A 19,506-nucleotide genomic window follows, 5' to 3' on the forward strand; every position below is an offset into this window, starting at 1 on the left:
GGAAAACCTTTGACAAGATGCATTACTTTTCTGCCAACGGAGGCAGAAGTGATGAGCTAATTGGTGGGTCCGAGCCGCTCTTGCGCGATCGTGCGATAGCGGTTGATTGGCTTTACGGCGAGTTGGTGCACCGTGACCCGGAGCGCCGCCACCGCATTCGGAATGTTGGCGAGGAAAGCAAGTATCAAGCTGGGTTGCTTTGGGCGAAAGACGCCTGCCTACTTATACGCGCTGTGCTTAAATCTGTTATTGATCTCGAAGATTCGGGAAAGCTGTGATCCGCTCCTTCCGGCACCTGCTCCCGGTCGTAGGGTCCGAGTAGCCACCTCTGAGCATGGCGTCGAGGGTGAAAGAGTTCTTGGGTGGCGTCTCGGTGCATGACGAGGATACAATCGCTCAACCGCGATGCTATCTCCAGTATCTGGTCCCATTAACGAGATAGCGACAGGAACCGGTTGTGGCAGCGGCAAGAGCTTCAGTGAATCGATGCCAAACGTAGGGACGAAGTAGCGCTTGGGCAGCGCTGGGTGGGCTGAACCTGTACGTCAGCAGTTCGTCGTCGGACAGTCGTACGGCCTCCGCTTCGTCATCAATAAGCGTGCCGCCGTCGAAGAGAAACATGAGGCTGTCGTCCCAGGGGCCGTGCGGGGCGATCCAGTCCACCACCAGCAAGCGTCCAACTTCCAGTTCGATGCCCAGCTCTTCACGTAGCTCGCGTTCCGCCGCCTGATGGGGAGGCTCGTTTGCCTCTGCCATGCCGCCCGGAAGATCCCAGTCTGGCTTGTAGCGGGGGTTGACGAGCAGCACATGGCCTTCCTCGTTCCTGATGAGGACGTCTGCGCCGACCCGCTTGCGGGCCTGCTTTGCATTGCCTTCTGCAAGGTATGCCTGCCACGCATCGGGGTCCCGCTCGTAGAGCGGGCGGTCATCCGCCATCGAGTTGTCCGGCACCGACTGCTCCTACCCGTAAAGCACCCACCGTACTGATCCATGATCGCTCGCGGATCGTCTCGTGGAGGCGGTCAAGGAGCGGCGGAATCTCGACGCATGCCTTGGTGTGGGACATGAAGAGCACCGAAGCGTGTTGCAGTTGATCGACGATGACGCCCGACCCGAGACTGGTGATCTCATCAAGGGTCTGGTGGGTTACCGTGCACGCCTCGTCTATCCGTCCCTTGCCGACCAGCACCGTGACCAGCATGAGTTGGGCGAACGCCCGACTCCTGACCCGGTCAACGGGTCGGCTAGCAAGCACGTCCTGAAGCTGGCGTTGGGCTTCGGATAGGTCACCGATGCGAAGAAGGCAGCGGGCGGCCTCGATGGCAAATGAGCTTGTGTCGAAGGGGCTCAGCCACTCTGAGGCCGAAGTGATCTGGCTTTGCAGAGCCGCCTCCGCATCGCCGAGTGCCCTTGTGCATTCGAGTGGTCGGCCGGCGATAGCGAGACCCCGTGCCTGCATTGCCAGGAGCCGGGCTTGGAGCCGGCCGTGCGGTGGAGCATGCCGCAGGTGCTTCAACCCGTTTCGTGCATGGAACACAGCATGGCTTGCGTCGCCGCGATGGCAGGCGAGGTGGCTGATACCTGCACATACCTGCGCGACGAGCTGCTGGTCACCGCTGCTGTTGGCCAGCGCGAGGGCCTCGCTCATATGTCTTTGAGCCGGAGAAGCGGCACCAGCGTCGTGTGCCATCCACCCCGCCATCTCGTTCAGCGAGGCGGCAGCCGCGAGTAGCAGTTTCGACGCTGACCCTGCGGTGCGATCTGGGACCGGATGGTTGACGCCCTCGGCGAGGTAGGCAGTGACGGTGGCATACAGGTGGCCCCCGCCGATCCGCCGGTCAGCGGACCGTAGCGACCGCACGAAGTGCAGGTGGGCCTCCCGCGATGTCTGACGTAGCCATCTGTCTCCGGTAGTAGAGGAAGCCGCGTGGACATTGGCGACAGCTCGGCCCCTGGTCGTCCTGATGTTCGGGCGCGTCACCTCGGCGCAGTTGGTCTTCTTCTCGCCGTCATGGCCCTCGGGCAGCTTGAACCACAGCAGGCGGGCGGGAATTCGTAGGAGCTGTGCCCAGTGGGTGAGGCGGTCAAGGTGGACGATGGCGGGGCCGCTTTCGACCCTGCTGAGCTGGGCCTGGGTGATACCGAGCCAGCGGGCCACGGTCTCCTGGGGCAGTGGGTGCCGGCCGTGGTACGGGTGACATCGGTAGGCCCGGATCACCCGGCCCAAGTGGCGTTCGGTAAGCGCTCGCTGGATTGGCTCGTGGTGCCAGAAAGTGGCTGTCAGGATGGGTGGTGAGGTGAGCCGGTCGCGTTCGGCGGCCTGACACGGCCCGCAGCGTCCGCTGGTGTTGTCGCGGGCCAGCCGCCCACCACAGCGGGGGCAGGTTGCGTCGGTTCCCGGCGTCCTCGCCATGGTCGGGCGGCTCCGTCCGTCGTGGTCTGTGCTGAGCCTATCCATTCAACCCGCTGCGTGAGCGATCGGTATACGTCGCGTGTATATCGAAGCGTTTCGCCACCTCATGTGCGTATGTAGGTCATCTGTTGACGGTCATGCCGCTGCCTGCCGCCAGCCGCGAATCTGCCTGCATGGCCCGGGGCGGGTGCTGGGCTCCGGCGGTGCGGTTCCCGAGCGCATCCGCCGTCCCCGCCCGCTCCGGTGCCACTCCAGCTCTCGATCTCGACGGAGGGGCTCTCAATGGCAGCGGTGCTGGACGACTTCCCGGTACTCACCCCGGTCAGCGACGAGGACTTGGCGCTGGCCGTGCGGGCGGTGCTGGTGCACGCGCCGGAGCGGTGGCCGGCGGGTCCACTGTGCCGCAGCGAGCGGGTGCCGCACCCGTGCCGGCTGGCCCGTTGGGGCCGGAGCACGCTGCGGGCGGCCGGGGCAGGCGAGACGCGGGTCGATGAGCTGGTCGCCGCCGGCGACCCCGACGCCTGGCCGTGGGCGTGACGGGGCTCGGGGCGTACCCGATGGAGGGCTGGCTCTGGCCGGCGGTGGTGCGCGACGGGGTGGCCCGGTGGCTGCGGCTGGTGGCGGCGGACGCCGAGCTGGCGCCGTACCTCATCGGGGTTGATCGGGCCCGGCTCGCCGGGCACCTGGCGCTGACCCTCACCGCGGCGCTCGGCGAGCCGGCCGGCGGCATCGCCCGGCCGGCCGCCGGGGCGTGGCGCGGCCTGGGCCTGACCGAGGCGCAGCACCGCCGGGTGGTCGACTACCTGGCCGGTGTGCTCCGGGCGCTCGACGTGCCGGGCGGCGCGGTGGCCGCGGCCCGGCGGGCCTTCGCGGACGAGGCCGGCTCATGACCGCCGCCCTGGCCGCGTCGTGGGCGGCCACCATGCGGTACGCCCGCGCGGCGGCTGACCACTTCTGGTGTGCGGTCGAGGAGCGCTGTCCGGGGCTGCTGCCGGAGCGGGAGGCAAGCGTGTTCCTCGCCGCGCTGGCGCGGCTGGCCAGCGGCGGCGACGATGCGGCCGGGCGGGCGGCACTGCTGACCGTGCTCGGCCGGGCGTACCGCCGCTACCGGCTGCTGCCGCACCAGCCGACCATCGGGGATGCTCTGACCGCCACCGTCGCCCGCTACGCCGCGCCGTGGACGCCCGAGCTGGCGGCGGCGTGGGAGCGGGCGTGCCGGCGCGCGTCGGCGGCCGCGGCCCGCTGCGCCGAGCGGGTCGGGGACGGCCCGGCCTGGTGGCCGGCCCAGGTCATCGACCACGACCGGGCCGCTGACGGCATCGCCATCCTGACCGTGCGCCCCTGGCGGCGCCTGGCCTTCCGGCCCGGCCAGGCGGTGCCGGTCTGCACCGAGCGCTGGCCCGGCCGGTGGCGCTGGTACTCACCGGCCAACGCCCCGCGCCCGGACGGAACGCTGGAGTTCCACGTCCGCGCCGTCGCCGCCGGCACCGTCTCCCGCGCCGTGGTCGATGCGGTACGCCCCGGCGACCAGCTTTGGCTCGGCCCACCCTGCGGCACCGGCCTGACCCTCGACCCGGCGTCGCGAGCGGATCTCCTGCTGGTGGCCGGGGGCACTGGGCTGGCGCCGCTGCGTGCCCTGGTCGAGCAGGTCGCCGCGTCGCCGGCCGGGCGGCAGGTGACCCTGGTCGTCGGCACCCGCACCTTTGCCGACCTCTACGACTCCGTCAGCCTGGACACGTTGCAGTGCGCCCACGACTGGTTGACGATCGTGCCCGCGCTCTCGCACGACGTTGCCGCCGAGCCGGGGGAGCGGGGCGACGCGCTCACCGTGGCGCTGGACCATCACCGGCCGGGCCAGGAGGTCTATGTGTGCGGGCCGCCCGCGATGGTCGCCGGGTCGCGGCTGCGACTGCTCGCCGCCGGCATCCCGGCCGAACGGATCCACCTGCCCGAAGGGTTCGCCGGCTGATGGCCACCTACCGCAGCCGCAACGCGCTCGCCGGCCCGCTCACCCCGGACCGGCTCACCGCCGTCGAGTTGCCCCGCACGTCACTTGGCAGGCGCGGCTACCGGCCGGACGAAGTCGACGCGCTGCTGCACCGGCTCAGCTACGAGCTGAACGAGCGGACCCGCCAGCTCGACCACGCCCTCGCGGAAAACGACCGCATCAAGCGGGCCCTGCGCAGCTGGCAGGCTGATATGCGAAAAGTTGTGTAGATCCGCAGATGGGAACTTCGCCTATCGGCGTCGCCTGGTTTCTAGCGGCCATTCCAGGCTCACTGTCTCGTCACGGCCCTGCCGGTCGAAATACGCCTGAAGATCCTGCCCCTGCTCGGCGTACCAGGTGACTTGCGCCTGGTGGAGGTCATCGGGGCGCATCCGGGCGATCCGCTCATGGCGGGCTGCGATCGACACCGCCATGTCGACCGCCGCACGCGCGTCGCTTGCTGCGTCATGCGCGGCCGCCAGCTTGACCTCGTAGTACTTGCACAGGTCGCCGAGCTGCCGGCCGCCGTACCAGCGGGGCTCGACCTGCTTATGCAGGATCGAGGGGTCGATGATGACGGCACGGTCCCAGTCCACCGGCGGAAGGCCATGGCGGGCCAGCTCGGTGTGCAGTGCCGTGACGTCGTAGTGGGCGCAGAAAGCGACGAGCGGCGTGTCGTCCGCGATCAGCTTCGCGATCGCCGTTCCCAGTTCGGCCAGCGCCTCCCGCGGTGGCCTTCCAGCGCTGCTCACCATCTCGTTGGTGATCCCGTGGATGGCGGTGGCGTCGGTCGGGATCGGCACGCCGGGGTTGATGAGCCATTTCGCCGTCGTGCCGTCGGCGTACACCAGTGCTGCCGACAGAATGCGGGTTTCCGTGGGCTCGTCCACCGTGCCCTCAATGTCGAAGCCCACGACCGGCATGTCGTGCCACCCGCGATGCGTCCCCGCCGGTGGAGCCGTTCTGACCGGTACGCACTCATGGTGGAACGGATTCCAGCGACCACCGACGTTTTCCGCCTGTCCGGCTCCGGCCTCCACCCATTGCCGGCACTTTCCACAGCTCCCGGCGTACCTGTTGATCACGATGAGGGGCCTCCTGTGCTGGTTCCTGGTGCGCTGGTTCGTGCCGGCGCAAGGGGAATGAGGCGCGAAGCTCCACCGCGCGTGAAAGATCTTGGATCGCTGGTCGGGCTGCTGCCACCGTCGGTGCGGGTCAGTTATCGACCTGTGTGGACGGTCAAGATTGGCCGCTCGTCGGGATTTGACGGCTTCGCGACAGACGATCGACCAATGCGGGTCTTGTAGGCATGGAGATAGATCTATACGCTCGCCTCAGTGCCGATAGTGATCAATTCACTACTTGGTGTCAGCTCTGGGTTCTGCCGACCTGGGGAGGGCGGACATGGCGTTGTCGTATCCCGCCGTGCAGGTGGTCGGGGGTCTGTTGCCCGGTGGAGTGGTGCAGCGGATCGGTGAGGGTGATCCGGATGTTCCCGGGATCGACCCCGTCTCCTATGACCTGGGCGCCAGCGAATCGGTGCGCCGCCTGGCCAACGCGAAGTACCTCTACCTGCGCGACACCTACACCGACTTCACCAGGCGGCGGGCGCGCGGCGCGGCGTCCATCGCGCGCCTGACGCGGGACGAGTGGCTTGGCCCGCTGCTGCGCGAACTGCAATACGGCGACTACGAGCCGTTGCCCGGCGGCATCCCCATCGATGACCGATCCTTCCCGGTCAGCCATCGGTGGCGACAAACCGTGCCGCTACACCTGTTGCCCTGGCACGCCGACCTCGACCAGCGGGTCGGCCGCGCCGGCGGACCCGGGGGCGCCGCACCGCACGCCATGGTCCAGCAACTGCTGAACCAGAGCGATCGGCATCTCTGGGGGGTGCTGTCGAACGGTCAGCGCCTGCGATTGCTGCGCGACTCGACGAGTCTCGTTGGCTCGTCGTACATCGAGTTCGACCTTCAGTCGATCTTCGAGGGGGACCTTTTCGCAGATTTCGTGCTGTTGTTCCGGATGGTGCACGCCAGCCGGCTCAAGGTCCGCGACGAGGAAATCGGTCCGCCGTCCTGCCTGCTGGAGCAGTGGCGGGCGTACGGCGCCAAGCAGGGCGAGCGGGCGCTCACCCGGCTGCGCGGCGGGGTCGAGGCCGCGCTGGAGATCCTGGGTACGGGCTTCCTCGACCACCCGGCCAACCAGCACCTCCGCGAGGTTATCGGGACGGACCTGTCGCTGGCCGACTTCAAGCGCTCGCTGTTGAGGCTCGTTTACAAGCTCCTCTTCTGGATGGTCGTCGAAGACCGGGAGCTGCTGCTCGACCCGGCAGCCGACCAGGCCGCGCGCCAGCGCTACGACGCGTACCTGTCGTCGCAGCGATTGCGCAAGCTCGCGGTCGTTCGCCGCTACTCCCGACACGGTGACCTCTGGCAGGGTGTCAAACTGGTCTTCCGCATCCTCGGCTCGGAAACCGGCTCCGGTACGGTCGGTTTGCCCGGCATTGGCGGGATCTTCGAGCAGAGCGTCCTCGACGAGCCGCTCTGCGGCGCGGAGCTGAGCAATGCCACTTTGCTGCAGGCAGTCGAGGCGCTCAGCGTGTTGGCGAAGCGCCAAGGCGGGCGGCAGCTGGTCGACTTCCGGCATCTCGGTGCCGAGGAACTGGGCAGCGTCTATGAGGCTCTCCTCGAGCTGCACCCGTACTGGGACGCGACGCGTAGGCGGTTCCATTTTGTCCGGCTGAACGGCAACGACCGCAAAAAGACCGGCACGTACTACACGCCCGCGGCGCTGGTCGAGAGCCTCCTCGACTCGGTCCTGGAGCCGTTGCTGGACGAGGCGTGTGGCAAGCCGACGCCGGCCGAGCGGGAGGCGGCCCTCCTCGATATCACCGTTTGCGACCCAGCGGTGGGATCCGGGCACTTCCTCGTCGCGGCTGCCCGGCGTATCGCCAAGCGTCTCGCGGCCGAGCGGACCGACGAGCTGGAGCCGCGCGCGGATGAGGTCCGCAAGGCGCTGCGGGCGGTCGTCAGCCGGTGTTGCTACGGGATTGACGTCAACGAGATGTCCGCCGAGCTGGCCAAGATCTCGCTCTGGCTGGAGGCGTACGAGCCCGGCAAGCCACTCGGTTACCTCGACGCCAACATCCGGGTCGGCAACTCGCTGCTCGGGGCAACGCCCGCGATGCTACGCGGTGGCATCCCCGACGCCGCCTTCGTCGCGCTCGACGGCGACGACCGTGCCGTGGTTAATGCGCTGCGCAAGCAGAACGCCGCCGAGCGCCGCGGTCAGCGGTCGCTCGGCGATGCGGTGGGTGTCAACCTCGACCTCGCAGCTGAGGCGCGAGCGATCGCGCACCTGGCTCCCTGTGAATCGCTGGCGGACGTGCACGTCCAGGCCAAGCGGGCCGAGTTGCTGGACGAGGACCGCAGGCGCGCCCGGCTGACCGCCGATGCCTGGTGCGCCGCTTTCGTCGGACCGAAGACCGAGCGCACCCGCGCATACGCGATCACCCACGGGATGCTGGACCGGCTGGCTGTGGGCGGGCGTGGCGGCTCGGTCGAGGCGGCCCGCCAAATCGTCCGGACCATGGGTCGGCAGTACCGCTTCTTCCACTGGCACATCGAGTTCCCGCACATCTTTCCGGTCCCCAGGGACGGTGCGGGCGTCGACCCGGCGACCGGCTGGAAGGGCGGCTTTACCTGCATCCTGACCAACCCACCCTGGGAGCGGGTCAAGCTTCAGGAACAGGAGTTTTTTGCCGCCCGGCATTCCGGCATCGCCTTGGCTCCGAATGCTGCTGTCCGTAAACAGGAAATCGCCGCGCTCAAGACGAGTGGACACGAGGCGGAGGCAGACCTGTACCAGCAGTGGCTGGTGGCCCAGCGTGAAGTTGGCGGCGTCAGTCACCTGCTACGGGCCGGCGGCAGGTACCCGCTGACCGGTCGGGGCGACATCAACACATATTCGGTCTTCGCTGAGACCAGTCGGCTGCTGATTGGGCCGACCGGGCTGGTCGGGGCGATCCTCCCCACGGGTATCGCCACCGATGCCACGACCCAGATGTTCTTCAAGGATCTGGTGACCAGCAAGAGTCTGCTCTCCCTCTACGACTTCGAGAACGAAGCGAGAATCTTCCCAACCGTTCATCACTCGTTCCGCTTTTCCCTCCTGTCCATGACGGGGGCTTCCCGCGAGGCCTCAGCTGCCTCGCTCGCGTTCCGGGCACGGTCCGTGCCGGACACCGCCGCTCGCGCCTACCGTCTGACCCCGGATGAGATCACCCTGCTCAATCCGAACACGGGAACGTGCCCGGTCTTCCTGTCACGCCGGGACGCCGAGATCACCCTCGGCATCTACCGGAGGATGCCGGTGCTGTGGCGGGATGGAGAGGGCGACGCCAACCCGTGGGGCTTGTCCTTCATGTCGATGTTCCACATGGCCAACGACTCCCCGCTCTTTCGAAACCGCGACGAGTTGATCGAGAGTGGCTGGACGCTCGACGGCAACCTCTTCGTCCGGGGCGGCGAGCGAATGCTGCCCCTCTACGAGGCGAAGATGGTGCACCACTTCGACCACCGGCTCGGTACGTACGAAGGTGCGACGGAAGCGCAGCTCAATGTCGGCACCCTGCCCCGACTGGACGGCGACGCCCACCGGGACCGCGCAGAGGCTGTCATTCCTCGCTACTGGGTGGCTGAGCATGAGGTGGATGCCCGGCTCGGGAACCGCTGGTCGCGTGGCTGGCTACTCGGATGGCGCGATGTCTGCCGCAGCACCGACGAGCGCACTTTGATTCCGGCGGTTCTTCCGAGGACAGGGGTCGGCCACAAGCTTCCAGTGATGTTTGCGGGTGCATCTGCCGCCTGCCTTTACGCCAACCTCAGTGCGATGGTCGCCGACTACATAGTGCGCCAGAAGTTATCGGGCACCTCGCTGGCGTACTTCGTGCTCAAGCAGTTGCCGGTGTTGCCACCTGAGAGTTACGAGGGGCCGGTGCCGTGGGATCCGGGAGCGCCGGACCTGGCGGCGTGGATCTCCGCTCGGGTGTTTGAGCTGACCTACACTGCAGACGACCTCGCCCCGTACGCCCGCGATCTGGGGGACGACGGACCGCCGTTCGTCTGGGATCCGCATCGGCGGGAGCTGATCCGGGCGGAGTTGGACGCCGTCTACTTCCAGCTCTACGGCCTCACCCGGGACGAGGTCGACTACGTGCTCGACACCTTCTCGGTCTTTCGCCACCGGGAGGAGCGGACCCACGGCGAGTACCGCATGAAGCGTCTGATCCTGGAGCGCTACGACGCGATGACTCGCGCGGCTCACCTGAACCAGCCCTTTCCTCCTGTTCTCGACCCAATGCCTGGGCAGGGGCGACGCCACCTGGCGGGTTAGGGCCAGGAGGGGTGGCCTTGCATGTGGGAGGACCTACAGAAGGTCGTAGCGACGTGCGAACGCGGGAAACTCCGTCCCGGTGCAGGGCAGCCGATGGCCGGTCTGCCGTAGGGCGTCGATGATCGCACCGGCACCGATTTCCGTCAGCTTGCCCGCGCCACACCCACCCGCCAGAAGCCAGATCGTCCCGTGCACGGACAGCCCGTGTGCTCGACCCACCCTGGTGGCATCACGGTCGTCGGTGATCGCAATCCCGCCGTGGATGTCGGCGGCGGCAAAGACGCTGGCCTCGCCCATGTCTCTGGCGCCGGCGCCGATCCTGCGGACCCAGTCCGCGAAACACTGGAGTTCGGCGGGCTGGTCAAGGGCGATGACCTGCATCCAGTCGAGTTCAAGCGCGGAGGTGAGGGCGGGATGCTGCTGCACGCCGGAGCGAAGTTCGTCGAGGACCACGGGGGTGGTGGCGCATGGGCGGCCGATGACCATGCTTGCCAGGACATCGAGGCGGTCGGCGAGCGCGAAATGGTTCAGCACCGTGGTGTCGAAGACCAACGTCGGCTTGTCGGCCAGTCCTTGGCTGCTCACAGGGCCAGATCTGCCTCATCGCGCGGGGGCAGGTCGTTGCGGGTGATTTGCCCGTGCAGGAGCTCGACAGCACGAGAACTTGTCACCAGATCACGCCGCCATGCCTCCATGACCGCATGCGAATAGCCGGGCGGGACGCGCACAGCATTGAGATCAGGCTGCGGTGACCATCCAACGGCATCCATGAACTCCGCTTGGGTGGGAGTGACCTGGCTCAGCTTCCGTCGCATTGCGGCTTCGAGCCAGCCCGCCTGCTCCGCCTGCCGCAGCGCAAGCGACCACGAGGTGCGATAGCGGGCGGCCAACCGAATGATCTCCTCGCGGAGGTTGCCTACGGGGTTGCGGATTGGAAAGGCGGCGACCGGCAGTAGGAGTTCGGCGGCGAAGGCATTGATGAGGCCCTCGCGGTCCGCCCGCGACATGTGCACTGCCAGGTCGCTGGAGTACTCATCGCCGAGCACCAGATGACCGAGTTCGTGCGCTGCCGTTGCCCGCCGTCGTCCAGGGTCACCGTTGGCGCTGACCACTGCCACCGCGAGCTCACTGTCGATCAGCGAGGCGCCGTCTCCGGGTAGGTCGCTGACTAGGACGTACTGTCCGCTGCGTTCGCTGAACTCCATCAGCGTGTCGATTGGCGCATCGCCCACCCCATGTGCTCGGCGCAGCCATCGTGCCGCCAACCGGGCATCGGCTTCCGATTCGACTCGACCGTCGTAGCGCATCGGGGGGCTCGCGCGCAGCGTCCCTGCGTTGATCATCTGGCGTACGTCGCCGAGCCATGCGGACAGCGTGATGTCAAGTCGCTGGGACCTGCGCGCCACCTCCGTGTCATTGTCCTCGGCGAGCAGCTCGGCGCGATGAGAGATCACAGCGGGTCGTCGTTGCAGGAGGTAGTCGATCGGTACGTCGAGCGCGGTGGCCAGGCGGATTAGTTCCAAGGCGTCGACTCGACGGCCACCGGCCTCGACCTTCGCAATCATCGTCCGGTCGAGCCCGACGCGCGAAGCCAACTCGGCCTGCGACATGCCCGCGCCGAGGCGTGCCTGACGGATCTGCTCGCCAACGGTCGTCCAGTCGCTGTCTTCGACCATGGTGCGATAATCGCACACCTTCGCTGATTGTGGGCCCGAAACTGTCGTCAGTTCGGGGTGCGGGCCGCTGCCGGGGCTGCCTTCTTGGCTGCCCGCCTGGCCGGCACTCGTACCCCACTCGAGCCCGACCCGAGTACTGACCTGGCCAGCTCGGTCCAGGCCGGTACGTCGACCCCGTCTCGGTCGTCGGTCCAGATGAGCGTGCCCTTCGGGCCGCCGCCTTCCCCATCTGGCAGCACACCCTGCTCGCGGTACCAGGCCAGCTTGCGTTCCCAGGCTGCCTCGTACTGCGGGTTGTCCAACATGCCGAGGTGCTCCCAGTAGACCGGCCGACCATCCGAGCCGGCGATGGTGAAGTCGGGGAGGCGGGTTACCTCGCCGACGCTCAAGGGCTTCTCGTACTCCCAGCCACCCGGCACCAGATCCTCGAGGATGCCAGCGATGATCACCTCATTCTTGCTGCGCACCAAGATGCCGTTTGAAGTGACATGGATGAGATTGGTGTCGAGTACGCCAGCCGCGGTGCCATCTGGCAGCAGCACCTCGCGGGGCGCAGGAGCCGCGAACAGGTCCGTGAGCCGGCGGGCCGTCTCGGAACCGGTTGACCGCGTCAGCTCGAACAGCTCGTCGATCGGCCGTTCATGCAGCAGGACGACCTTGTCCTTCTGGCGGGTGAGCGCGGTGTAGAGCAGCTCCCGGGTCAGACGCCGGGAGGACCCAGGCAGCAGTACGAAGACCTTGCTGAACTCCGACCCCTGGGCCTTGTGCACGGTGATCGCCCAGGCGAGTTCGAGTGCCGGGTCGTCCTCGTTGCTAGAGCCGTAGCTGTAGCGTGACCCGACCTGGGACGAGAACTCGACATGGGTGTATTTGGGCGGAGACCCTTTCTTGCTGATCTGCCCAACCACTACTCCGATCTCCCCATTCGCCACGTAGTTCAGCGCATCGGGGACGACAGGCCAGGCCTTCTTGGTCTTGTTCTGATTGTTGAGGACCTTGTCGCCGAGCACGATTTGCTCCGCGCCGATCGGCGCTGGCACCGTGCGTTCGTACGACGGGCGCAGCGCGTCCTTCAACGCCTTGCCGCGATACTTGCGCTTCAGGCGTCGGTTCACCTCGATGGTGCCCCACGGGCTGGTCCGAGTGGGGGACAGAATCTGCCACGCCTCAGACCGCGCGCCGGCGCCATCCTCGCCGGTGGGGAAGTTGACCCACGGCCCGTTCTCCCGTCCGCCGTAGGACAACTCGAACTTCGCGGAGGACTTCGGCCCGGAGATGTCCAACTCCTCCGCGAGGGCCGCGTCGATGGCCAGCTCCGGGCGAGCCGCCTGCCACGGGCGAGCCGCCAGTGTGTCCATCTCGGCCCCGTTGCGTAGCCGATGCCAGACTTCCTCGAATCCCTCCGGGATCTCGTCACCGGCAAACCAACCGGCCAGCATCAGGTCGTCGCGCACGTGGCCGGACTGCCGCCGCAGCACGGTCAGCTCCGCGTATCCGCGCGCCGCCCGGGGGAAGGCTGGCACCTTCGCTTCATGGGTGAGCCGTGCGATGAGGTCGACGAACGGGCGGCCGGCGCCGATCGGCGGTAGCTGGCGCGGGTCGCCCACCAGGATGAGGCGGTCCGGGGGCCGCAGCGCGTCGAGGAGAGCCGCGAGCTGCTCCTCCGTCAGCATGGACGACTCATCCACGATCACCGTCCCGAACCGTGGCGCCTTCGGCCGGCTGCTGTCGATCAGGTAGGCGCCCGTGTCCCGGTCGTACCGGCCGTACTTGCCGAGGAACTGGGCAAGGGTCTGGGCTGGCAACTTCACCTTCTTGGTGAGCTGCACCCGTGCCTTGCCGGTCGGGGCGAGCAGCAGCACGCCGGCGCTGTTGACATCCGGGTGGTTGGCGAGGGCGTGGATCAGTGTGGTCTTGCCAGTGCCGGCGCGACCGTTGAGCACGCTCAGCGGCGCGGCAAACAACTCGGTGAGCGCGGCGGTCTTTTCTGCGCGTGCACGGTCCTCGGCCGCGATGTCATCGGCGTGCGGGTCGTAGGCGGGCAGCGCACTATCGAGGACCGCGCGCACGTCGCCCGGCACCTGGTGGCGCGTTCTGGCCAGCTGCTCGTCGACGGTGGCGCGGATCAGCCGGCTCGTCGTTTCCAGCCGGGTCAGCTTGAACGCCGGCGACCCGTCGGCCAACACCGTCCCGCACACTGGCGGCCAGTATGGCGACTCCTCGTCGTAGCTGATCTCCGAGGGGTGGAGTTCATGAGCCTGCAGTACATCCTCCGTCAGCGGACAGGGCTCGACCAGCGGCCGTTCTTTGATGGCGTCCAGCATCCGGTCCAGCGGCACCACCGTGTCACCGCGCGCCGCGGCCTCTTCCGCCACAGCCGTTAGCAGCCCCTGCACCCGGCGTTCGTCCGCGGCGTCGACCATCGCCGACGGCTCGTCCAACGGGAAGGCTGCCCGAACCGACGCTTCAGGGAAGCAGCCCCGGTCGATGATGTCGAACGCGACCTCGGCCGGGCCGCCCAGAAGACACGTGTAGGCGTGGTAGGGGTCTTCCAGCAGCTCCTCGTGGCTCAGCGGGATCTCGGTTTCGCCTGTCAACAGAGCCTCGGCCTGTGCGACGGTGAGGTTGAAGCGGGTCAGCAGCTTCAAGAACTGCAGCTTCTCGTCCGGCAGCTTGCGCCAGACCTTGCGCGGGGTGCCGCTCAGCTTCTTGGCCAGTTCGGGGCCCAGCTTCGCCGGCTCCTCCATCGCTTGGCCGAGGAAGTCCCAGGGGTCGACACCCTCGGGAGTCTGCCGGGCGATCGCACGGGCGACCACCGGACCGTGCGGTACGGACAGGGCCTCGAGGACGGCACCGAGGCCGGGAGCGGGACCGCGCATGGTCCACAGTTTGGCGATGCGCTCCGAGAGCCAGTCCATCGATACCCGCGGCACGTCCAGGCCGAGGTCCAGGCACCGCTCCGCTGCACGGTAGAGCCCCTCAAGCGCCGCGATGGCGGTGTCGTCCGAGACGTGCTCGGTGACGTACATGAACTCCCGGCTTCCGTACTCCGGGGCCCAGGCCAGAGCGTCGCCGAGCTCGTCCGGATCCAGGTCGAGGGCGGCCAACTCCGCCATCGGCAGCAGCACCCCCTCCTTGCCGTCAGGGCGGAGCGAGTGCCGGACGTTGGTCTCCCACATGTGGTTGGGGAACGGCGTCGATCCCGTCGTCTTCCAGGCACTGGGCAGATCTATGTCGGTGATCCGGGCAGCGCCGACCAGGAGGCTGCGTCCACCGCTCGTGCCAGCGGCGGTGAACGGTGAGTGCTTCAGGTAGAAGAAGACGAGGCCGTTGCCCGGCTCGACGTCGGCGAAGAAACGGGTGATCAGGGCGCGCTGGTTGTCGCCGTGGATGATCCACTGTGGCTTGAACTTGAGCGTGTCGTTGACGAGCTCTTCCAGCTCCTCACGGTATTCGACGTCAGTCGTCCGGAGCACTTCCGCGACATTGTCCCGGTGCAGCCAGAAGTACGGCGTGGCATGCACGCCGTAGGCGGGCACGGTCACCGGCGTCGGTTGGAGCCGGCCCTTCAGTGCCGGGGAGAACCGGTACGGGTGCTCCTTGGTCAGCTGATAGCTGTGCGGACTCATGAAGGAGCCGCGTTCACTGACACACGGGACTCGATTTGGATTGACCAGGTCGAGCAGCTTGTCGGCGTGGGTGGCTTCGTACTCGTCGTCTCGGTGCTCGCCGATGTTCTTGAGCAGCACGCACGACGTGTTGTCCAGTGGTCTGTTACAGACCGTGCCTGCCCAACCGCTGTCGTGCCACGGCACCCGTACCGACAGATGCAGTCCACCGCTCATCGCAAACTACCCTTCGCGAGGAAGCCCGACGACAGTGCGTGTCGAGCCTGCGAGCACCCTGTATATCGCACGGCGATGGTGGACGATGTCCCAAATGAACGGGCAACGCGTCGGTTGAGACTTTTTGTCGGTCAAGCATGCCGATCCGCCAGAATCCTCAGCACCAGATGGCGATGGTGCCTCCAGCCGGACACGCCTCGGCCGGGTCGGGGTAGCTGGTCGCCTGGCCCGTCGCGATGCGGTGAGCGCTCCAGGCGCCGGCAGCGGCGTCCAGCACGTCGTCCGGGCCTGCTCGTCCCGCCGCGCCAAGCTCCGCCGGCAGCGCGATGCCGACCCCCAGGAGCAGGTCGCGTCGTTGCATCTGGCCCTGCCATGTCTTCTTGGATGCCAGACTGCGGCCTTGAGCGATCCCGCGGAAAGACACCTCGGGATGTACCTCGAAGAGCCGGTGCCGGGCCATATCCCGATAGGCGTTGGCTTCCAGCAGCTTGTTGCGCAGCGCCCACGCCTGCCGGCTGAAGCCCTGCCCAGTGATCTCCCGGCAGCGCTTGACCGCCGGCTCGTACTCCTCTTCGAGCCAGACGGGTCGCGGCGGCACCCGGAACACCGTGCTCCTTGCTGCGCCGAGAGCGGCAGCCGCTGCGACGTCGGCCTGTCGCCACCCCGCCTCGGCCAGCCCCAGCGGCATGTCGAGGCCCACCACATCGACGTCCGCGCGCTCCGCCAGCAACGCCGACAGAGTGGCCGCGATGTGTGCTCCCGCGAAGTCGCCGTCATGCAGCTCGATGGCTACCCAGCCGTCCTTGCAGCCGTCTACCCCGAGCACGCGTAGCTTCGTCATGCCGACTGACCGTAGGCTGTTCAGACCACGCGCGCTACGCCCGAAAGGCCGGGACCATGGCTGAAGGTATCCGGTACGGATTACTCGTGCGGACCTGCCTGGAAGTGCTGCGCGACGCCGGCGATCGAATGCCCGGCAAGGCGGTGCTGGAGGAGGTCGCGCAGCGCGTCGCCCTGACGGAGCCAGAGCTGCGCGCGCAGAAGAGCGGAGCTCCCGCATGGATGGTCGCTGCGCATTTCCATACCGGCGACGCCGCCACGGTGGGCTGGATGGTCAAGCGAGACGCCCTTTGGTGGATCACCGATGAGGGCCGTGCGGCGCTCGGCACCTACCCAAGCTCCGAGGAGCTGTACGCCGAGATCAGCCGGCGATACCGTGAGATTGTCCGCAGTCGGAAGCAGGCCCGTAAGAAGTACGAGAGCAAGCTGAGCACCATCGCGGCCGCTCTGGACAACGTGCCCGCCGGGTCTTGGACCGCGTACGACGACCTGGCGGAGCTGGTGGACGGCTCCGCCGAGGAGATCGCCCATCTGCTCGCGGAGACCTACGTCGAGAATTCACATCGCGTGTTGTGGGCCGATGGTCGGGTGCCTGTCGCTGCTTACCAGCACTCAAGACACCGGGGCGATGACCTTCGTAAGCGGTTGATCGAGGAAGGCGTCGAGTTCGAGGGCCGGCAAGCCAGCCGAGAGCAACGGGTGACCATCGACCTGGTCGTGGATCGAGTATCCGTGGCGGAGCCGGCCGCGCGTCGGGCCTGGCTCGTACGCGGTTCGAACGTTGACGGCATCGACCTTGTGCCGGAGTGGCTGGCCCAGGGTTGGGTGTCCCTAGCGGCATCGCAGTTGCCGGAGCTGGACGACGAGGTTGAGCCCCAGCGGCTCCAACAGATCGTGGACGAGGAGTATCGGCACAAAAGCTACTCGGTACGGGAAAAGCTCTACAGCTACTTCAGCGCGTTCTTCCGCAAGATGCGGCCCGGCGACTACCTGATGACCGTCCACCGCGGCGACGTCTACCTGGGCTTGGTCGATGGTGCCGCCTATTTTGTGGACTCACCGGACCGGCGGTCCAACCTGCGTCGGCCGGCGCGCTGGCTCAACACGAAGCAACCGCAGGATCTGACGAACCTGACCGGGTCGCTGCCCACGCTGACCCAGAGCCAGGACGACCTAATCGACCTGACTGACGCGCTCGACGCCCTCGAGCGGCTTTACGCCGACTTGGTCCCGGTGCAGCCGCCAGTGGAGCCGATCCCGGAGGCTCAGCTCGCCGAACTGACCGAAGAGACGGCGACCGACCTGCTGACGGACCAGGAATGGTTGGGGGAGTTGCGCGAGCTGCTCGCCGAGCGCCGGCAAGTGATCCTGTACGGGCCGCCGGGCACCGGCAAGACGTATCTGGCGCAGAAGCTGGCAGCCCGCCTGACCGAGCCGCACGCCGTCAAGCTGATCCAGTTCCACCCGTCCTACACCTATGAGGATTTCTTTGAAGGCTTCCGTCCGGAGAGTGGCGAAGACGGGACCCTTCGGTTCAAGCTGACCTCGGGTCCGCTGCGAAAGCTCGCTGACGACGCCCGGGAGCACCCTTCCACCGCGTACGTCCTGATTATTGATGAGATCAACCGCGGCAACCTGGCGAAGATCTTCGGTGAGCTGTACTTCCTGCTCGAGTACCGCGACCAGCGGATCCGGTTGCAGTACTCGGCGGAGGATTTCACCCTGCCGACAAACCTCTACTTCATCGGCACGATGAATACGGCCGATCGGTCGATCGCCCTGGTCGATGCCGCGATGCGGCGCCGGTTCGCCTTCGTTGAGATGCACCCTGCCAAGCCGCCGGTCTCCGGGCTGCTGCGTCGCTGGCTGGACCGAGAGAGATTGAACTCCGACTCGCCCGATCTGCTTGACGCGCTCAATGGCCGGCTTGTCGATGCGGACTACGCGATAGGCCCGTCGTACTTGATGCGGCAGTCGATCTATGCCAAGCCGGACGGGCTCGAGCGAGTGTGGCGCCACGACATCATGCCGCTGCTCGTCGAGCACCACTACGCCGACGACATCGACGTCGAGCAGCGCTACGCGCTCGACGTCCTGCGGCAATCGCTGCCGCACCAGCCATGACCCTGATCCAAGTACGTGAGGCTGGCCCGGCGGTGCATGTACACCTCAGCGCCGAGGATGCACGCCGGCTCGCTGCCTCGGAGATTGTCGAGGTACGCCCCGGCCCGACGGGCGACATGTGGAGTGTGCGCGCCGGGAACAAGGTCGGTGCAGCCCGCATTGGCGATGTGGAACTGTACATCGAGCCCAAGGTGCCAGTCGCCAGGCTGCTCTTTCTCGTCGGTTACGCACGCAACCCGAAGGGGTGGCGTAACGAAAACGTCGCGCTGACCGACGAGAAGGGACTGGTGCCAGCGCTTGCCGCCGCGCTGTGGCGGCAGACCGATCGGGCGCTCCGTCCTGGTCTGTTGCAGGGTTATCAGGTTACCGACGAGACGTCACCGATATTGCGAGGGCGCCTACGCGAGACGGCGCAGCTGAGCCGCAGGGCGGGTCTAGCTTTGCCGCTCGAGGTCCGTCACGACGAGTACACGGTCGACATCCCGGAGAACCGCATCCTCGCCACGGCAGTCGATCGGATGCTGGCCGTACCGGGGATCGGTGCTGAGTCACGGCGGATGCTGCGCCACCTTGCGGGACGCTTCGTCGGAGTTACCCGGCTACGGGCCGGCTTGCCGGCACCGATGTGGCGTCCGAGTCGGCTCAACGATCGTCTGGTTGTCGCACTGCGGCTGGCTGAACTGGTCCTTGCAGGCGCGTCGGTAGAGGCCGGCCGAGGCGGGGTGGTGTCCAACGCGTTCCTGCTCGACATGTGGCGGGTTTACGAGGATTTCCTCTCGGTGGCGCTCCGCGAGGCGATCGAACCGATACACGGCGGCACGGTGTCCTTTCAGGCCCACCAGCATCTAGACGAAGCCCGGCAACTGGAACTGAGGCCGGACATCCTTTGGCGTGACGCCAGCGGCGGGGTGGGCGCGGTGGTGGACGCGAAGTACAAGGCTGACGCCGCACGCGGGGACGCATACCAGATGCTTGCCTACTGCATCGCTTACCATCTGTCGCGCGGACACCTGGTCTACGTGTCCGGCGACCATCCGCCGGTCCGGCATCTCGTCCGCAATGCCGGCATCGAGATCGTCTGCCACGCCCTTGACCTTGAAGCCGCACCTGCGGACCTCCTCGCCCAGGTACGGGTCCTGTCAGAAACGATCATCGATTCGGGAGCTGCATCCACGGTCGCGCTTCGCTAGGGTTGCCTCGCAGCCTGTCACCGAGGCGTCCGGA

General features: G+C 67.1%; 14 protein-coding genes. 7 read left to right on the forward strand and 7 right to left on the reverse strand.

Annotated features, from left to right (window positions below; translation table 11 throughout):
* Positions 1 to 408 precede the first annotated feature (408 nt).
* Both V6U89_RS00400 and V6U89_RS00405 read right to left on the reverse strand, forming a co-directional pair.
* Entirely contained in the window at positions 409 to 951 is a 543-nt protein-coding gene (locus V6U89_RS00400) for an NUDIX hydrolase (RefSeq protein WP_334568544.1), read from the reverse strand.
* Entirely contained in the window at positions 926 to 2,158 is a 1,233-nt protein-coding gene (locus tag V6U89_RS00405) for a DNA-binding protein (RefSeq protein WP_334568545.1), read from the reverse strand. The genes V6U89_RS00400 and V6U89_RS00405 overlap by 26 nt, the downstream gene beginning before the upstream one ends.
* Before the next feature lie 537 nt (positions 2,159 to 2,695).
* Here V6U89_RS00405 and V6U89_RS00410 point away from each other — a divergent pair.
* From V6U89_RS00410 to V6U89_RS00425, 4 genes are read left to right on the forward strand one after another with little or no spacing between them, the layout of a single operon-like run.
* Positions 2,696 to 2,950: a hypothetical protein gene (locus V6U89_RS00410; RefSeq protein ID WP_334568546.1), complete on the forward strand. Its 255-nt coding sequence runs from the start codon at positions 2,696 to 2,698 to the stop codon at positions 2,948 to 2,950.
* On the forward strand, positions 2,947 to 3,303 hold the full coding sequence (locus V6U89_RS00415; RefSeq protein ID WP_334568547.1) for a hypothetical protein: 357 nt from the start codon (positions 2,947 to 2,949) through the stop codon (positions 3,301 to 3,303). The genes V6U89_RS00410 and V6U89_RS00415 overlap by 4 nt, the downstream gene beginning before the upstream one ends.
* A complete protein-coding gene (locus V6U89_RS00420) occupies positions 3,300 to 4,382 on the forward strand; it encodes an FAD-binding oxidoreductase (RefSeq protein WP_334568548.1) in 1,083 nt (360 codons plus the stop codon). Before V6U89_RS00415 ends, V6U89_RS00420 begins: the two co-directional genes overlap by 4 nt.
* A complete protein-coding gene (locus V6U89_RS00425; protein ID WP_334568549.1) occupies positions 4,382 to 4,630 on the forward strand; it encodes a DivIVA domain-containing protein in 249 nt (82 codons plus the stop codon). Before V6U89_RS00420 ends, V6U89_RS00425 begins: the two co-directional genes overlap by 1 nt.
* A 21-nt stretch (positions 4,631 to 4,651) precedes the next feature.
* Here V6U89_RS00425 and V6U89_RS00430 read toward each other — a convergent pair whose 3' ends face one another.
* Positions 4,652 to 5,323: an exonuclease domain-containing protein gene (locus V6U89_RS00430; protein WP_334568550.1), complete on the reverse strand. Its 672-nt coding sequence runs from the start codon at positions 5,321 to 5,323 to the stop codon at positions 4,652 to 4,654.
* Positions 5,324 to 5,804: 481 nt separating this feature from the next.
* Between V6U89_RS00430 and V6U89_RS00435 the strand changes: the two genes are divergently transcribed.
* Positions 5,805 to 9,797 (forward strand): Eco57I restriction-modification methylase domain-containing protein, encoded by a 3,993-nt coding sequence (locus tag V6U89_RS00435; RefSeq protein WP_334568552.1) that lies wholly within the window; start codon positions 5,805 to 5,807, stop codon positions 9,795 to 9,797.
* A 33-nt stretch (positions 9,798 to 9,830) separates the two neighbouring features.
* Here the strand turns inward: V6U89_RS00435 and V6U89_RS00440 are convergent, their stop codons facing one another.
* From V6U89_RS00440 to V6U89_RS00455, 4 genes are all read right to left on the reverse strand, one after another.
* Positions 9,831 to 10,382 carry a hypothetical protein gene (locus V6U89_RS00440; RefSeq protein ID WP_334568554.1) on the reverse strand — a complete coding sequence of 184 codons (552 nt, stop codon included), beginning with the start codon at positions 10,380 to 10,382 and terminating at the stop codon, positions 9,831 to 9,833.
* Entirely contained in the window at positions 10,379 to 11,473 is a 1,095-nt protein-coding gene (locus tag V6U89_RS00445) for a helix-turn-helix domain-containing protein (protein ID WP_334568555.1), read from the reverse strand. The genes V6U89_RS00440 and V6U89_RS00445 overlap by 4 nt, the downstream gene beginning before the upstream one ends.
* 47 nt (positions 11,474 to 11,520) lie before the next feature.
* Positions 11,521 to 15,318 carry an AAA family ATPase gene (locus V6U89_RS00450; protein WP_334568556.1) on the reverse strand — a complete coding sequence of 1,266 codons (3,798 nt, stop codon included), beginning with the start codon at positions 15,316 to 15,318 and terminating at the stop codon, positions 11,521 to 11,523.
* A 157-nt stretch (positions 15,319 to 15,475) separates the two neighbouring features.
* Positions 15,476 to 16,159, reverse strand: coding sequence for a DUF429 domain-containing protein (locus V6U89_RS00455; protein ID WP_334568557.1), 684 nt, complete (start codon positions 16,157 to 16,159; stop codon positions 15,476 to 15,478).
* Between the two features lie 56 nt (positions 16,160 to 16,215).
* Between V6U89_RS00455 and V6U89_RS00460 the strand changes: the two genes are divergently transcribed.
* Positions 16,216 to 18,282 (forward strand): McrB family protein, encoded by a 2,067-nt coding sequence (locus V6U89_RS00460; RefSeq protein WP_334568558.1) that lies wholly within the window; start codon positions 16,216 to 16,218, stop codon positions 18,280 to 18,282.
* Complete coding sequence (locus V6U89_RS00465) at positions 18,279 to 19,472, forward strand: McrC family protein (protein WP_334568560.1); 1,194 nt, start codon at positions 18,279 to 18,281, stop codon at positions 19,470 to 19,472. Before V6U89_RS00460 ends, V6U89_RS00465 begins: the two co-directional genes overlap by 4 nt.
* Positions 19,473 to 19,506: the final 34 nt, after the last annotated feature.

The organism is Micromonospora sp. CPCC 206171 (assembly GCF_036906755.1).
Lineage (GTDB): Bacteria > Actinomycetota > Actinomycetes > Mycobacteriales > Micromonosporaceae > Micromonospora > Micromonospora purpureochromogenes.

Coding starts and splice junctions, on each gene's coding strand:
- V6U89_RS00430 (WP_334568550.1), bottom strand. CDS start 5,323: ATGCCGGTCGTGGGCTTCGACATTGAGGGCACGGTGGACGAGCCCACG.
- V6U89_RS00460 (WP_334568558.1), top strand. CDS start 16,216: ATGGCTGAAGGTATCCGGTACGGATTACTCGTGCGGACCTGCCTGGAA.
- V6U89_RS00450 (WP_334568556.1), bottom strand. CDS start 15,318: ATGAGCGGTGGACTGCATCTGTCGGTACGGGTGCCGTGGCACGACAGC.
- V6U89_RS00435 (WP_334568552.1), top strand. CDS start 5,805: ATGGCGTTGTCGTATCCCGCCGTGCAGGTGGTCGGGGGTCTGTTGCCC.
- V6U89_RS00425 (WP_334568549.1), top strand. CDS start 4,382: ATGGCCACCTACCGCAGCCGCAACGCGCTCGCCGGCCCGCTCACCCCG.
- V6U89_RS00455 (WP_334568557.1), bottom strand. CDS start 16,159: ATGACGAAGCTACGCGTGCTCGGGGTAGACGGCTGCAAGGACGGCTGG.
- V6U89_RS00445 (WP_334568555.1), bottom strand. CDS start 11,473: ATGGTCGAAGACAGCGACTGGACGACCGTTGGCGAGCAGATCCGTCAG.
- V6U89_RS00420 (WP_334568548.1), top strand. CDS start 3,300: ATGACCGCCGCCCTGGCCGCGTCGTGGGCGGCCACCATGCGGTACGCC.
- V6U89_RS00465 (WP_334568560.1), top strand. CDS start 18,279: ATGACCCTGATCCAAGTACGTGAGGCTGGCCCGGCGGTGCATGTACAC.
- V6U89_RS00410 (WP_334568546.1), top strand. CDS start 2,696: ATGGCAGCGGTGCTGGACGACTTCCCGGTACTCACCCCGGTCAGCGAC.